We start from the raw sequence: 14,792 nt of genomic DNA, 5'->3' as shown, positions 1-14,792 counted from the left end.
CTATTGCACGGCGATGACATCGCTATATACGGAAAACTGCGCACCATCGAAAGCAAAAGTCGCCACTTCGCGCATGCCCAGACGCGCATGCGCGCGCAGCGAACCGAGATTGTCGCGCCGGATGAACAACACGGCCTCTGCGCCCCCATGCCGCGCGCGCATGGCAGAGTACAGCAGCGCCAGCAAACCCTGTCCCCGCTCCGAGGCCGCAATGCAGACGGGACCATACACATAGGCGTTTTCACTTCCTGCATACGCGGCCAGCATGGCCAGCACCACGGGTGCCTGCACGGTGGCTGTTGCCGCGCTGAACAACACGCCAACGACAGACCCGTCCAGCACGCGCCGCGCCACGATGACGGGCGATGCGCCATCCGCCATGGCGGCCACCTTGTCGCGCGAAAACTCGCCCGTCAGGCTGCCGCCCTGCGAGGGGGAATTGGCTTGCAACAAGGCTGTGATGGCGTCGATATCGGCGGCCTGGGCCGTGCCGATACGGTAAGCGTGGCTGGACTGGCGCAATCTGGACTCCTCGGACGATGATTCCGCGAGCGTAGCATGAAAGGACTAGCGCTCATGCCAGTAGCGCGGCCGGCTGGCCCGATGCAGCGTCACATCAATATTGCTGCCAAACTCCAGCACCACCGCCCCCGCCACATCCGTGCGCAGCCGCGTGATTCCCAGGTCGCCATAGCGCGCATACACCTGCGGTTTCGGATGTTTATAGCGATTGCGGTGCCCGACCTGGAAAATCGCCAGCGTCGGATGGACGGCGTTCAAAAACGCCGGCGTGGATGAGGTGCCGCTGCCGTGATGCGGCGCCAGCAGTACGTCGGCCACCAAGTCGCCGTCCGCCGAGCGCGCCAGCAATTGCGCTTCCTGCGCCGCTTCGATGTCGCCGGCCAGCAAGATTGCATGCTGGCCTGCCGTGATTTTCACCGTGCAGCTGCGGGCGTTCGGTTTCAGCGATATATCGTCGCGGCTGGCTGGCAGCGGGTGCAACATGGCAAAATGTACGCCTTCCCAGGTCCAGCGCTGGCCCGCCATGCAGTGCAAATACGGGCGCCGGGCTTGCCGCCGGGCCTCGACGGCCGGGTGGCCATCGAACAGCGACGAGGCCAGCCAGCCTACGCCTATGTTTTCCAGCAAGGATACGGCGCCGCCCGCGTGATCGAGGTCGCTGTGGGAAATGATCACACCGTCGAGCTTGCCTATGCCGCGTGCGCGCAAGTAAGGCACGATGACCCGGCTGGCGCCATCGGAATCAAGGCTGTAGGCCGGTCCCGTGTCGTACAGCAGGCGGTGACCGTGCGTTTCCACCAGCACGGCCATGCCTTGTCCTACGTCAAAGGCCGTGATCCACATCTGGCCAGGTGGCGGGCTGGACGGCAAGGCCGTCAGCAGGGGCAGCCAGCCCAGCATGCCCGCCCAGCGATGCGGCCATCCCCGTGGCGCCAACAGCCATGCCGTGCCAAACAATGCCCAGCAAAAACTCCACCACGGCGGCGCGGGCGCCGTCCACACGGCAAAACGGCGCGCGCCCAGCCAGTCCAGCACGTGCGCCAGCATCTGCACGATGGCGTGCGACAGCAGCAACAGCCAGTCGCACAAGGGCGCAGGCAGCAGGCTGCCCGCCAGCGACAGCGGCGTGACGACCAGGCTGATGACGGGAATGGCCAGCGCGTTGGCCACGGGGCTGACCAGCGACACTTGCGAGAACAGCAGCATCGTCAAGGGCACCAGCCCCACTGTCACCACATATTGCGTGTGCGCGCCCAGCGCCACGGCCGCGCGCAAATGGCGCCAACGGCTGGCGCTGTCCGGCAAGGATGCCGTGGTGCGGCCCACCGTCGCATACAGGGTGGTGGCGACGGCGCCGAACGATAGCCAGAAACCGGGCCACAGCACGGCCCACGGATCGAGCAGCACGACCACACCCAGCGCCAGGCACAGCACATGGCCCATGCTGGTGATGCGCCCCAGCCACAAGGCCAGCGCCACCACCAGCAACATATACAAGGTGCGCTGCGCGGGCACGCCGAAGCCGGCCAGCAGTACATAGAAAAATGCCGCCAGCGCGCCGGCCAGCGCCGCCACCTTTTGCGCCGGCAACAGCAAAGGCAGTTGCCGCTCCGTGAAAAACGAGCGCCGCCACAGCGCACCCGCGCCCAGGGCGAACAGGCCCGCGATCATGGTTATGTGCAAGCCGGAAATTGAAATCAAATGACTGACGCCCGTGCGGTTGAACACTTGCCAGTCCGACTGGGGGATGGCGCGCTGGTCGCCCACCACCAACGCCACGATCACGCCGGCATACTGTTTGCCGTCCAGGCTGCGCAGGATACGCGCGCGCAAGGCCGCGCGGCTGGCCTCCACCACATTGCCGAAGCCGGGCACGAAGCCCGCCAGGCGCAGATTCGGCGTGTCCGCGCGCGGCTGCGGCCGCACATAGCCCGTGGCGCGCACGCCCTGCTCCAGCAGCCACGCTTCGTAGTCAAAACCCATGGGATTTGCGTTGCCATGCGGGCGCTGCAGCCGTACCGTGAGACGCCAGCGCTCGCCCGGCTGCACGTCGCCCACTTCGTTCGTCACCGCATCGCGAAAACCCGCGTACCAGGACAGGGCGATCAGGGGAGGCACCCTCGCTCCAGCGGACTTTTCCACGGCAAAATTGAAGCGCACGCCCTGCTCGAAACGGTACGGCAAGCTGGCCACCGTGCCCACTACGGTGATGTCCTGACCTTCATCGGCCGGCGCCAGTTGCGGCGCCAGGGCCGCGTGGGCCAGCCAGGCTGCCCAGTAAAAGCCCAGTCCCACGCCAGCGGCAAGCGCAATAACGGAACGACAGCCGTAACCCCAGCGCACGTGGAGGCGCAGCGGCAGTGCCGTCAGCAGCGACACGCCAGCGATCACCCACAGCAGCGCACCTGCCTGCGACGGCAAGCTGGCCTGCGTCTGCAACCAGGCGGCGCCAGCGGCAAAGCCGAGTATCAGGGTGCGCATGGGAGCTCGCTGCGAAAAGGGCTCAGGTACTGTGATCGCTTTCGACTCTTTGCCATCTGATCTGGCGCAATGGTGGCGTGGATAAGAACACTCAGGCACCCAATCCGTCACCATCGCTGGCGAAACTTTCCCCATGCTAAGATGACCATCCGGCGCCCAGGCGCCACGACTTTGCGGACCTTGCATGACCCTACTGACAGCGGCGGAAACCTATTTGCAAGACTTTCATCAGCGGCAAGTCGGCGTAACCAGCGCCGCGTTTGCCCATCTGCCAGCCAATTCCCCCGCCGATAGCTGGGCCTCGTCCTACGACGTGCTGACCAGCCTGGTACCGGCCGTGGACACGCCGTTGAGCGTGCTCGATCTGGCCTGCGGCGACGGCCATCTGCTGGGTTTGCTGGCAGCCAGGCAGCAGCCCCGGCTGCAACTGCTCGGCGTTGACATGAGCCAGGCTGAACTGGCCGCCGCGCGCGCCGCCCTGCCCCCGTCAGTACGGCTGCTGCTAGGCCGCGGCCAGGCGCTGGATGTGCCATCGGCCAGCGTGGATTATTTCGTCTCGCATATGGCGCTGATGCTCATGGACGACATCGAACAGGTCGTGCGCGAAATGCGCCGCGTGCTGCGGCCCGGCGGCCAGGTTGCGGCCATCGTCGGCCGGACTTTCTTGCTGGGCGAAGTGAACGAGGTTTTCATGCGCGTCTTCAATCCGATCGCCAGTACCGAGCTGCCGCCGCTGCGCTTCGGCGATCGGCGCACCGGGTCGGAAACCGGCTGGCGCGAGCTGCTCGATGGCGCGTTCGCGCAGGTCACGTTTGACGATATCGACGTGCCCTGGTCGCCCACGCGCGCCGAACTGTGGACCGCCCTGACAGACACGTATGACATCGACCGCCTGGACGATGACGCCAGGCAGCGCCTGCGCAGCGCGTTCCTGGATGCCGTGGCGCCGCTGCAATCCGGTGACGGGACGATCGCCACCGGCTGGGGGCTGCGCCTGGTACGCGCGCGCGCCGCCTGAACATGCAAGCGCCATGGCGGGCCCCCACCGCCCGCCTCTATCGACGGTATAATCGGCCTCGCTTACTTCAACACCCAGGCACGACATGACTTCCTCCGCACTTCCTCCCGATACTTCCAGCGACATTTCCGACAGCAGCGAAGACAATAACGATGCCACCCTGGTCGCGGAACTGGGGGCGCTGGCCGAGCATATCCGCCTGGTCAAGATGGAAGGCCGCGTCTTCGTGCGCTTTTCCGGCGTGGTCAAGGCGGGCCACCTGGTGGTGCCGTATGCGCTGGTGCCGGCACAGGGCGTGCTGGCGCGGCCGGCCAAGTGGCGCAAGATGGACCGAGATGCCAAACTCGCCCTGGTGCGCGAACGGGCCAGCGCGGCCGTCTTCGAGGAGCTGCGCCAGCACGTGATGGATTTCGTCGCCGATATCGCGGGCCTGAGCGAAGACGTGGACACGGACCCGATGGTTTTCCTGCGCACCTTGGCCGACATGCAGACGTCGGAGCCGGCCGGCATGGTCTTCGAGCGCATCCGCCAGCGCTTCAATCACGCCATCGAGCGCCAGCAGGAAGAACAGCACGCGGCGCGCACGCGCCAGAGCATCAACCTGGCCGAGTATCCCGCCTCGTTCGAGATGGCCCGACGCCTGCCGCGCCGCTTCATCGCCCTATTGGGGCCGACGAATTCCGGCAAGACGCACCGCGCCATGGAAGCGCTGGTGAAGGCGAAAAGCGGCATCTACCTGGCGCCATTGCGCTTGCTGGCCCTGGAAAACTATGAACGCCTGCAGGAAGCCGCGCCACATGGCAAGCCGCTGGCCGTGAGCCTGATCACGGGCGAGGAACGCCGCGTGGTCGACGGCGCCACGCACGTGGCCAGCACGGTGGAAATGCTGGACACGAAAACCGTCGTCGAAGTGGCTGTCATCGATGAAATCCAGATGCTGGCCGACCCGGACCGGGGCGCCGCGTGGACGGCGGCCGTCTGCGGTGCGCCGGCCCACACCGTGTACCTGGTGGGCGCGCCGGAAGCGCGGCGCGCCATCGAAGCGCTGGCCGAGCGCCTGGACTGCCCGCTGGAAGTGCACGTACTCAAACGCATGGCGCCCCTGTCGATGGAGCCGGGCGCCGTGCGCAAGGTGGGCAAGCTGCGCCGCGGCGACGCTGTCATCGCCTTTTCGCGCCGCGAAGTGCTGATGTGGCGCGACATGATCACGGAAACAGGGCTGTCGGTGGCCACCGTCTATGGCAACCTGTCGCCCGAAGTGCGGCGCGCGCAGGCGCAGCGCTTCCGCGATGGCACGGCCGATATCGTCGTCGGCACGGATGCGCTGGCGATGGGCTTGAACATGCCGATCGCGCGCATCGTCATGACCACCTGCGTCAAATACAATGGCCGCGAAGAGGAAGAGATTTCGGCCGCGCTGGCGCGCCAGATCGCCGGACGCGCGGGCCGCTATGGGGTGCACGAAGAAGGCCTGGTGGCCGGCTACGACAACGAGACGCATGAAGTCATGCGCGCCCTGCTCAAGGAAAAGCTGCATCCGCTCAATACCAGCGGCTTTGCCGTGGCGCCCTCGCTCGAACATTTGCACCGCATTTCGTCGGTGACGGGCGAGCTGTCGCTGTCAAAGCTGCTGCGCCGCTTCATCCACAACATCGACGTGCCGGACGGCTTCTTCTTCCCGCGCATCACGGAAGACCAGCAGGAGCGCGCCGTCTGGCTCGACACCCTGCCCCTGTCCGTGGCCGACAAGTTCACCCTGTCGCTGGTGCCGATATCGAGCAAGGTGCCGTCCTTGCACACGGCGTGGGAAAACTGGTCGAAGAATCTGTCGCAGGGCAAGACCAGCACACTGCGCCAGCACGCGTATGGCACAAGCACGCAGAATCTGCAGCAGGTGGAAGACACTTGCCGCTACTACTCGGCGTATGCGTGGCTCAGCTACCGCCTGCCCGAATTCTTCCCCGATATCGCCGTGGCGCAAAGCCTGTCGCGCGATGCGTCGGAACGCGTCGATTCCATCCTGCGCGCGCACAATGCGGCGTCGCGCGGACGCTCCGGCAAAAAGTTGAAATAAAAGTCAACGGATTTGCAGAAGCCAGCCCTGCTCAGTGGCGAGATAGCGGGCCGCTTGCAGGGCAATGCGCCGCCCCCTCCCTGGCCGAGGGCAAGCAGAGGCATTACGGTTTCGGTGCCGCATAATGCAATTTGAGTACCAGCCCATTATGGTCATCGGCCATGTAGATATCGCCATCCTGGCCCTGCTTCACGTCGACGGGCGCACCCCTGCCCTGCTTGCCCTTGCGCTCCCAGTTACCGATCAAGTCGACGGACTTGCCCAGCGGCGCGCCGGCCTTGTCGGGCAGCAGCGCCACCAAGCGGTGGCCGTTGCTGCGGTAGCCGTGGTAGCCGATAATCAGGCTGTTCTTGTACAGTTCGGGGAAGCGGCTGGCCGTGTAGAACGTCATGCCCAGCGGCGCGGCGTGGCCGGGTAGCAGGCGCTGCGGCGCCATGTATTGGGCGGCGCAAGCCGTTTTCGGATACTCGGGGCTGGCCACATTGTCGTCGTAGCAGTACGGCCAGCCATAATGCCGGTCGGCCTTGATCAAATTGAGTTCTTCATGCGGCAGGTTTTCGTCGCTTTTCAGTTGCGGCATGGCGGCCTGGATGGCGTCGCGCGCATTTTCCGCCTGCCACAAGTCGCCCGTCGCCGGGTGGAAGGCCAGTGCCATCGAATTGCGCAAGCCGCGCGCATGCGTGCGCCAGCCCGTCACCGTACCAGCCGGCCAGGCCATCTTGTATTCGCGGATGGCGCCCAGCGCTTCCGCGCCTTCGGCCGAAGGGCAAGCTTTGGCCGGGTCGGGCGCCTTGCCATCGTTCTCGCAATGGTCGGTGCTGGAGCCCACGTTCACATACAGGTCGCCCTTGGGGCCAAAGCGCATGGTCGTCAGCAGGTGCAAGCCCAGACCCGGCAGGCGCGGCGTCTTCGCCGTGCCGCCGATGATGTCGGTGAGGGCGCGCGATGGATCGCGCAAGTCGAAGCGGAAGATGCGTCCCACCTCGCCCACATACACCATGCCGTCCGGCCCCTGCACGATGCCGTTCGGGCGATCGAGCTTGTCGAGCAGCAGCTTGCGTTCGTAGCCGGGGCCGGCCGCCTTGCGCTGCAACAGCCACAATTTACCCAGCTTCGGCGCCCATCCCGCCATGTCCGTGACGAGGATGTCGCCATTCGTCAGCGGCAGCACGCCACGGGGAAATTTCAGGCCGTCGGCCAGCACGGCCACGCAAAAGCCGGGCGGCGTGGTGACGTCCAGGCGCGGCATGCCGTCGCACTGGGCGCTGGCCGCCGCCATGGCGGGCGCCAACACGGTGGACATGCAGGCCGCCAGGGCGCCGGAGATGATCTTCTTGTTCATGAGGGTGTTTCCATCAAGGGTAGTCGGGGTAGCACGGCGCGCGCATTGGCGCTGGTCGCAGCCGCCACTTGCGCAATATCAAGGCCGCGCAATTCGGCCAGCACGGCGCCGATGCGCGGCAATGCTTCAGGGCTGTTGCGGCCAGGATGAATCCAGCTGGGGGAAATATCGGGCGCGTCCGTCTCCAGCACGATGGCACCCAGAGGCAAGTCCGTGGCCATGCGGCGTATCTGCAGCGCGCGCGTAAAGGTCATGGAGCCGCCGAAACCGAGCTTGAAACCGAGGGCTATATAGCCCTGCGCCTGCTGGAAGCTGCCATTGAACGCATGCGCGATACCGCCGTTCGGGCGGATCTGGCGCGCATGCTTGAGGACGATGTCCTGCGAGCGGCGCACATGGGCCAGCACGGGTAAATCGAAGTCGCGGGCAATCTTCAGCTGTTCGCGCAAAAAATGCTCCTGCTTGACGCGCATGGCCGGTTCGCACAGCATGGGAAGGAAGAAATCGAGGCCGATCTCGCCGATGGCGACAAAGCGCGGGTCGTCCATGGCTTGCGCCACCGCCTCGCGCAGGGCGATCAAATCGTCTTGCGTGGCATGCGGCACGTAGATCGGGTGGATGCCCAGCGCATAGCAGGCGTTAGGCGCCGCTGCCGCCAGGCCCTGCACGATGGCGAAATTGGCCCGTTCGACGGCGGGCATGACGATCATCGCCACGCCCTGCTGCTGCGCGCGCGCCGCCACCTGCAGCGATTCGCTGCCGAATTCATGCGCGTCAAGGTGGCAGTGCGTGTCGATCCACATGGCGAACTCCTAGTATTGCTCAGTATCAATAAGGCTGCAGCCCTTCGTCCGTCAGGCGCAGCACGCGGTCGCAGCGCTTGGCCAGTTCGATATCGTGCGTGACGATGACGAAGGCCGTGCCCAGGGTGCGTGACAATTCCAGCATCAGGTCAAAAATCTGTTCGGCAGTGGCGTGATCGAGGTTGCCCGTCGGTTCATCTGCCAGCACGCAGGCCGGCTGCGTGACCAGGGCACGCGCCAGGGCCACGCGCTGGCGCTCGCCACCCGACAATTCACCCGGCGTGTGCGTGACGCGCTTGGCCAGGTTCACGCGCGTGAGAATTTGCTGCGCCAGCTCGGTGGCGCTCGCGCGCTTCATGCGCCGTATCATCAGGGGCATGGCGACGTTGTCCAGCGCGGAAAACTCGGGCAGCAAGTGGTGAAATTGGTAGACAAAACCCAGCGAGGCGTTGCGCAGGTCGCCGCGCGCCTTTTCGCTGAGGGTGGCGAAATCTTTGCCCAGCAGGGTCACCTTGCCGCTGGTGGGCGTATCGAGCCCGCCCAGCAAATGCAGCAGGGTCGACTTGCCGGAACCGGAAGCGCCGACGATGGCGACCCGCTCGCCGCGGTGGATATCGATGTCGATGCCGGCCAGCACCTGCACCTTGTAGCTGCCTTGCGTGAAAGTCTTGCCCAGGCCACGGCAGGACAGGACGGCAGTATCGGCGGAAGCGCCGTTGGAGGCAGGTTTGTTCAGATCGGTCATGGTAGTAGTCAGTGGTTTATTCATAGCGCAGGGCTTCCGCAGGCTTGACGCGGGCAGCCCACCAGCTTGGGTACAGGGTCGCCAAAAAGGCGAGGATCACGGCCAGCACGCCGATCTTGGTAACGTCGGGCCAGCGCAGGTCGGACGGCACGGTGCTGATGAAGTAAATGTCCTTGGAAAGGAACTGCACGCCCAGCAGATGCTCGATGAAGGGCACGATGACGTCGATGTTCATGGCCACCAGCACGCCGCCGCCTACGCCCAGCAGCGTGCCCAGGATGCCCACCAGCGCGCCCTGGATCATGAAAATCTTCATGATGGAGCGGGGAGAAGCCCCCAGGGTACGCAAAATCGCGATATCGGCCTGCTTGTCCGTCACCGTCATCACCAGGGTCGACACGAGGTTGAAGGCGGCCACCGCGATGATCAGGGTCAAAATGATGAACATCATGCGCTTTTCCGTCTGCACGGCAGCGAACCAGTTGGCGTTCAGCTTGGACCAGTCGCGCAGCCACAGGTGGCCCGGCATGGATTTTTTCAGCTCCGCGGCCACTTGCGGCGCCTGGTTCATGTCAGCCAGGCGCAAACGCAGGCCGGACGGGCCGTCGAGACGCAGCAAACGCTGGCCGTCTTCGATATTGATGAAGGCCAGACCGGCGTCGAATTCATTGTGGCCCGCCTGGAAGATGCCGCTGACGGTAAAGCTGCGCATGCGCGGCAGCACGCCCGCCGGCGTGACCTGGCCCTGCGCCAGCATCAAGGTGACTTTTTCGCCCAGGTTGACGCGCAGCGCGCGCGCCAGCTCGATGCCCAGCACGATATTGAAGGTGCCCGGCTGCAGTGCCTTGAAGCTGCCCATGCGCGTCTGGCCAGCCACGTCGGAAACGTTCGGCTCTTCCTCGGGCAGCACACCGCGCACGATGGCGGGACGCAGCGCATCGTCGCGCAGCAGCATGCCCTGCGTTTCCACAAACGGCGCGGCGCCTTTCACGGCCGGATTTTTGAATGCCTGCGCCGCTTCGGCGCGCCAGTCCGGCATGCTGCCGCTGTTGTCGAACACTTCCACGTGGGCCAGCACGGACAGCATGCGGTCCGTCACTTCCTTCTGGAAGCCGTTCATCACGGATAGCACGACGATCAGCGCCGCCACGCCCAGGCCGATGCCGGCCATGGAAATGAGTGAAATGAAGGAAATAAAACTGTTGCGGCCACTGCGCTTGCCGGCCCGCGTGTAGCGCAGGCCGACCAGCCATTCGAAGGGCAAATTCTTGAAAATACTCATTGTTCAGGCGGTCTTTATCGTTTCTTGGGGAATTATTCGTAGCGCAAGGCCTCGGCCGGCTTGACACGCGCGGCGCGCCAGCTCGGGTAGATCGTCGCCACCAGCGCCAGGCCAAAGGCGATCAGGCCGATCTGCGCCACATCCAGCCAATGCACATCGGACGGCACGGCGCTGATCTGGTAGATTTCCTTGGAGATGAAATGCAGGCCGAAGATGCCTTCGATGAAGGGCACGATGACGCCCACGTTCAGCGCCAGCACGACGCCGCCGATCACGCCCAGCGCACTGCCCAGCAAGCCCACCAGCGCGCCCTGGATCATGAAAATCTTCATGATGGAAAACGGCGAGGCGCCCAGGGTGCGCAAGATCGCGATGTCTGCCTGCTTGTCGGTGACCGACATCACCAGCGTCGAGACGAGGTTGAACGCGGCCACGGCGATGATCATGCTGAGGATGATGAACATCATGTTCTTCTGGCTTTGCACCAGCGCATACCAGCTGGCACTGGCGCGCGACCAGTCGCGCATCCACAGCTGGCCCGGCATCGACGCTTTGAGTTCGCGCGCCACCTGCGGCGCCTGGTTCATGTCGTGCAGGCGCAGACGCAGGCCGGACGGGCCGTCGAGCTGCAGCAGCTGTTCGGCGTCCTGCATGTTGACGAAGGCCAGGCTGCCATCAAGTTCATTGTGGCCTGCCTCGAAGATGCCGGCCACCTTGAGCGCGCGCATGCGCGGCATGACGATGCCATTTGCCGGGTCGCCCGCCCTTGGCTCGCGTTCCAGCATCAGGGTCACGTTCTGTCCCACTTTCACGTCGAGCGCCTTGGCCAGGTCGATGCCCAGCACGATGTTGTACGAGCCTGGCGTGAGGTCCTTGAAACTGCCCTGTTTCATCTGGGAGGCCACGCTGGAGACGGTGGCTTCCTGCTGCGGCAGCACGCCGCGCACGACGGACGGGCGCATGGTTTCGTCGTTCAGCAGCATGCCCTGGGTTTCCACGAACGGCGACACGGCTTTCACTTGCGGGTTGGCGTAGGCGGCGCGCTCCTGCGCCTGCCAGTTCGGCATGGAACCGCTGGTGTCGAACACCTCGACGTGCGCCAGCACCGACATCAAACGGTCGGTGACTTCCTTCTGGAAGCCGTTCATGACGGAGAGGACGACGATCAGGGCGGCCACGCCCAGGCCGATGCCGGCCACGGAAATGAGGGAAATGAAGGAAATGAAGCTGTTGCGGCCACTACGCTTCCCGGCGCGCGTATAGCGCACGCCGACCTGCCACTCAAAAGGAAATTGTTTGATGATGCTCATGCGCTCCCGCGACAACGATAATATGCGAGCGCGCAGTGTGCCACACAAATGACACTCATGCGTGAAACACATCACCGTGGCGCCACTTTTCCCCCGCCCGCCGCCAAGGGAAAAACCGCGGGGACTACTCCCCCACCGCCACAATCGCCTACAATCTCGGGATGAATCAACTTACCCTCGTACTGCCCTTCGCCTTGCCCAATGCCGAACTGGCTGCCGACCTGCTCAAGGTCTTGCAGGCGCCCGCCCTGGCGGCCCTGCTGTCGCGTACTTCCAATTGCAATTTGGAAAGCTTTGACAACGCCAAGCGCCTGCTGCCGCATGAAGCGTGGCTGGCGCACGCGCTGGGCCAGTCGCCCGCGCCCAACGGCGAGGCGGCGCAGGCGGCCTTTGCAGCCCAGGCCATGCGCGGCTATGGCCTGGCGCCGGAACCTGGCGCGCGTTACTTCCTGCTGCATCCGGCCCACCTGGCCATCGCCCGCAGCCATATCAGCCTGGAAGACTTGCGCCAGCTCAAGCTGAGCGAGGCCGATGGCCGCGCCCTGTTCGACATTGCGTCCCCCTATTTCGACGAGATCGGCCAACCGCTGGCATACGGCGACGCGGCCACCTGGTTCATGCGCGCCGATGGCTGGAGCGACTTGCAGTGCGCCTCGCCGGACGCCGCCACCACGCAAGACCTGTCCCTCTGGATGCCGGAAGGCGAGCACGCGCGCGCCGCGCGCCGCCTGCAAAACGAAGTGCAGATGCTGTGGCATGAACATCCCGTCAACGCGGCGCGCGAAGAGCGGGGCTTGAAAGCCATCAACTCCTTCTGGATCTGGGGCGGGAGCCTGGCCAACGCTGAAGCTGCGCGCTGCGCGGCCAGCCTGCATACAAAGGACGCGCCCGGCTGGCTGGCCGCGCTGGCGGAACCATCACGGCGCGATGCCAGTCCAAACAGTGTGCTGGCAAGCGAACAGGACGCGATCGTCGTGCTGGGCGGCCTGATCGAAGCGGCACAGGCGCAGGAGTGGGGCATGTGGCTGCAACAGTTGCAGGCACTGGAAGCAGACTGGTTCGTGCCCCTGCTGGCGGCCCTGAAAGATGGCCGCCTGGGCCAGTTGCGTCTGATGCTGAGCCACCGCGACGCCTGGCTAAGCTGTACCACCAGCAAGCACGCGCAGCGCAAATTCTGGCGCGCGATTACCCTGAACAAGTTGAAAGCATCATGACCCGTACCCGCATCGCCACCCGTCCCTGCCCTTACCGTGAATCCGAACTGCTGCGCCAGGGCGGCATCCACCCCGTGCTGGCCCGCCTGTACGCCTCGCGCGGCTTGTCCGACGCGGCAGAACTGTCGAGCGAATTGGCGGCCCTGATGCCGCCGTCCGGCTTGCTGCACATCGGCGCGGCCGGCGTCTTCCTGGCCGACGCGATTGCCGCCAAGAAACGCATGGTCATCGTGGCCGACTACGATTGCGACGGCGCCACCGCTTGCGCCGTGGCCATCCGCGGCTTGCGCGCCATGGGCGCCGACGTCGATTTCATCGTGCCCAACCGTTTTGAATACGGCTACGGCCTGACGCCGGAAATCGTCGAACTGACGGCGCGTGAAAAGTCGCCCGACATCATCATCACCGTCGACAATGGCATCGCCAGCATCGACGGCGTGGCCGAAGCCAACCGGCGCGGCATCCAGGTGGTCGTCACCGACCACCATTTGCCGGCCGACACCCTGCCCGACGCAGCCGTCATCGTCAATCCGAACCAGCCTGCCTGCGGTTTCCCCAGCAAGCATCTGGCCGGCGTGGGCGTGGTGTTTTACGTCTTGCTGGCCCTGCGCGCCGAAATGCGCCAAAGAGGGATTTACGACCAGAAAACCCAACCGCCGCTGCAAAACCTGCTCGACCTGGTGGCGCTGGGCACGGTGGCCGATGTGGTGCGCCTCGATACGAACAACCGCATCCTCGTCGCGCAAGGCCTCAAACGCATGCGCAAGGGCAATATGCACGCGGGCGTGGCCGCCCTGTTCCGCGTGGCGGGCCGCGAAGCGCGCAGCGCCACGCCGTTCGACCTGGGCTTCGCGCTGGGACCACGCCTGAATGCGGCCGGCCGCCTGCAGGACATGTCGCTGGGCATCGAATGCCTGATCACGGACGACGAAGGCCGCGCCTGGGCGCTGGCGCAGCAATTGAACGACATCAATCTGAAGCGCCGCGAAATCGAGGCGGAAATGCAGGATACGGCCCTGCTGCACCTCGATGATTTCGAGCCGGCCAACAGCAGCACCATCAGCGTCTTCGATGCATCCTGGCACCAGGGCGTGATCGGCATCGTCGCCTCGCGCTTGAAGGAAAAGTTTTATCGCCCAACCATCACGTTCGCGCCGGGCGCGGACGGCTGGATCAAGGGTTCCGGCCGCTCCATCCCCGGTTTTCACTTGCGCGACGCGCTCGACCTGGTGTCGAAACGGGCGCCCAGCCTGATCGACAAGTTCGGCGGCCACGCCATGGCGGCGGGCTTGACCATCCGCGCCGACGCCTTCGACGCGTTTTCCCAGGCCTTCGAAGCCGTGGGTCAGGCCTGGCTCAGCCAGCAACAGCTGGAAAGAGTGGTAGAAACGGACGGCCCGCTGGAAGACGCCTACTACACGACGGCCTTCATCGAACTGATGGATGGCCAGGTGTGGGGCCAGGGCTTCGCCCCACCCGTCTTTTGCGATGAATTCCGCGTCGTCAGCCAGCGCATCCTCAAAGAACGCCATTTGAAACTGCTGCTGGAAAAGAACGGCGTACGCTTCGACGCCATCTGGTTCGGCCACACGGACGCCCTGGGCGAACGCACAAGGGTCGCCTTCCGGCTCGATGCGAATGAATACAATGGCACGACGAAGGTGCAGTTGATGGTGGAGCACGCCGAGCCTGTGTTGTGACACCTAACAGTACCTACTGCGCGTCGGTATAGGCCGCCTGCGATGCTCACCGTACTAGTGTAGTGCTTCGTTATTCTTTGAACTAAGCCTCCGATTGGCACGGATCACTTTTTGCAGGATGTCGTTAGCCTTGGCGGTCCATACAAACGGCTTCGGATTCTGATTATGGGCCGCAATATATTCATGGATTGCGACGGTCAGTTCATGGACGCTACGAAAGACTCCGCGCTGGAGTCGATCCGTTGTCAAACTGCGGAAGAAGCGCTCGACCATGTTGAGCCAGGAGGCGGACGTCGGCGTG

General features: G+C 64.6%; 11 protein-coding genes and 1 pseudogene. 4 read left to right on the top strand and 8 right to left on the bottom strand.

Features of this window, described 5'->3' with window-relative positions:
• A complete protein-coding gene (locus CSZ94_RS06115) occupies positions 1–522 on the bottom strand; it encodes an N-acetyltransferase (RefSeq protein WP_102120695.1) in 522 nt (173 codons plus the stop codon).
• Positions 523–567: 45 nt separating this feature from the next.
• Positions 568–3,003, bottom strand: a complete 2,436-nt coding sequence (locus tag CSZ94_RS06110; protein WP_102120694.1) for a DNA internalization-related competence protein ComEC/Rec2 — start codon at positions 3,001–3,003, stop codon at positions 568–570.
• Between the two features lie 184 nt (positions 3,004–3,187).
• Between CSZ94_RS06110 and CSZ94_RS06105 the strand changes: the two genes are divergently transcribed.
• Both CSZ94_RS06105 and CSZ94_RS06100 read left to right on the top strand, forming a co-directional pair.
• On the top strand, positions 3,188–4,021 hold the full coding sequence (locus CSZ94_RS06105) for a class I SAM-dependent methyltransferase (protein WP_102120693.1): 834 nt from the start codon (positions 3,188–3,190) through the stop codon (positions 4,019–4,021).
• Positions 4,022–4,106: 85 nt separating this feature from the next.
• Positions 4,107–6,095 carry a helicase-related protein gene (locus CSZ94_RS06100; protein WP_102120692.1) on the top strand — a complete coding sequence of 663 codons (1,989 nt, stop codon included), beginning with the start codon at positions 4,107–4,109 and terminating at the stop codon, positions 6,093–6,095.
• 103 nt (positions 6,096–6,198) lie between these two features.
• On the opposite strand, the gene CSZ94_RS06095 is transcribed toward CSZ94_RS06100, so the two are convergent.
• The 5 genes from CSZ94_RS06095 to CSZ94_RS06075 are packed head-to-tail and all read right to left on the bottom strand — an operon-like array spanning position 6,199 to position 11,577.
• Positions 6,199–7,437, bottom strand: coding sequence for a PQQ-dependent sugar dehydrogenase (locus tag CSZ94_RS06095; protein WP_102120691.1), 1,239 nt, complete (start codon positions 7,435–7,437; stop codon positions 6,199–6,201).
• Positions 7,434–8,240: a TatD family hydrolase gene (locus CSZ94_RS06090; RefSeq protein WP_102120690.1), complete on the bottom strand. Its 807-nt coding sequence runs from the start codon at positions 8,238–8,240 to the stop codon at positions 7,434–7,436. Before CSZ94_RS06090 ends, CSZ94_RS06095 begins: the two co-directional genes overlap by 4 nt.
• A gap of 25 nt (positions 8,241–8,265) precedes the next feature.
• The gene (gene lolD / locus CSZ94_RS06085) at positions 8,266–8,985 is read right to left on the bottom strand and encodes a lipoprotein-releasing ABC transporter ATP-binding protein LolD (RefSeq protein ID WP_102120689.1); all 720 of its coding nucleotides are present in this window, start codon (positions 8,983–8,985) and stop codon (positions 8,266–8,268) included.
• Between the two features lie 16 nt (positions 8,986–9,001).
• A complete protein-coding gene (locus CSZ94_RS06080) occupies positions 9,002–10,267 on the bottom strand; it encodes a lipoprotein-releasing ABC transporter permease subunit (protein WP_102120688.1) in 1,266 nt (421 codons plus the stop codon).
• A gap of 32 nt (positions 10,268–10,299) precedes the next feature.
• Positions 10,300–11,577 carry a lipoprotein-releasing ABC transporter permease subunit gene (locus tag CSZ94_RS06075; RefSeq protein ID WP_034788543.1) on the bottom strand — a complete coding sequence of 426 codons (1,278 nt, stop codon included), beginning with the start codon at positions 11,575–11,577 and terminating at the stop codon, positions 10,300–10,302.
• A 161-nt stretch (positions 11,578–11,738) separates the two neighbouring features.
• On the opposite strand from CSZ94_RS06075, the gene CSZ94_RS06070 reads away from it, so the two are divergent.
• Together CSZ94_RS06070 and recJ are read left to right on the top strand one after the other, a co-directional pair.
• Positions 11,739–12,791: a hypothetical protein gene (locus tag CSZ94_RS06070; RefSeq protein ID WP_102120687.1), complete on the top strand. Its 1,053-nt coding sequence runs from the start codon at positions 11,739–11,741 to the stop codon at positions 12,789–12,791.
• On the top strand, positions 12,788–14,491 hold the full coding sequence (gene recJ, locus CSZ94_RS06065; protein WP_102120686.1) for a single-stranded-DNA-specific exonuclease RecJ: 1,704 nt from the start codon (positions 12,788–12,790) through the stop codon (positions 14,489–14,491). Before CSZ94_RS06070 ends, recJ begins: the two co-directional genes overlap by 4 nt.
• Before the next feature lie 54 nt (positions 14,492–14,545).
• Here the strand turns inward: recJ and CSZ94_RS06060 are convergent.
• Positions 14,546–14,792 (bottom strand): annotated as a pseudogene (locus CSZ94_RS06060) (IS630 family transposase); the annotation flags it as partial.

The sequence above is a fragment of the Janthinobacterium sp. ROICE36 genome (assembly GCF_002869965.1).
Lineage (GTDB): Bacteria > Pseudomonadota > Gammaproteobacteria > Burkholderiales > Burkholderiaceae_D > Janthinobacterium.
Note: the sequence above shows the minus strand (reverse complement) of the source record. Positions and strands in the feature narration are given on the sequence as shown.

Bases quoted from the DNA above. Each gene is read 5' to 3' on its own strand.
- recJ (WP_102120686.1), top strand. From the start codon at position 12,788: ATGACCCGTACCCGCATCGCCACCCGTCCCTGCCCTTACCGTGAATCC.
- CSZ94_RS06090 (WP_102120690.1), bottom strand. From the start codon at position 8,240: ATGTGGATCGACACGCACTGCCACCTTGACGCGCATGAATTCGGCAGC.
- CSZ94_RS06110 (WP_102120694.1), bottom strand. From the start codon at position 3,003: ATGCGCACCCTGATACTCGGCTTTGCCGCTGGCGCCGCCTGGTTGCAG.
- CSZ94_RS06100 (WP_102120692.1), top strand. From the start codon at position 4,107: ATGACTTCCTCCGCACTTCCTCCCGATACTTCCAGCGACATTTCCGAC.
- CSZ94_RS06070 (WP_102120687.1), top strand. From the start codon at position 11,739: ATGAATCAACTTACCCTCGTACTGCCCTTCGCCTTGCCCAATGCCGAA.
- CSZ94_RS06105 (WP_102120693.1), top strand. From the start codon at position 3,188: ATGACCCTACTGACAGCGGCGGAAACCTATTTGCAAGACTTTCATCAG.
- lolD (WP_102120689.1), bottom strand. From the start codon at position 8,985: ATGACCGATCTGAACAAACCTGCCTCCAACGGCGCTTCCGCCGATACT.
- CSZ94_RS06080 (WP_102120688.1), bottom strand. From the start codon at position 10,267: ATGAGTATTTTCAAGAATTTGCCCTTCGAATGGCTGGTCGGCCTGCGC.
- CSZ94_RS06075 (WP_034788543.1), bottom strand. From the start codon at position 11,577: ATGAGCATCATCAAACAATTTCCTTTTGAGTGGCAGGTCGGCGTGCGC.
- CSZ94_RS06095 (WP_102120691.1), bottom strand. From the start codon at position 7,437: ATGAACAAGAAGATCATCTCCGGCGCCCTGGCGGCCTGCATGTCCACC.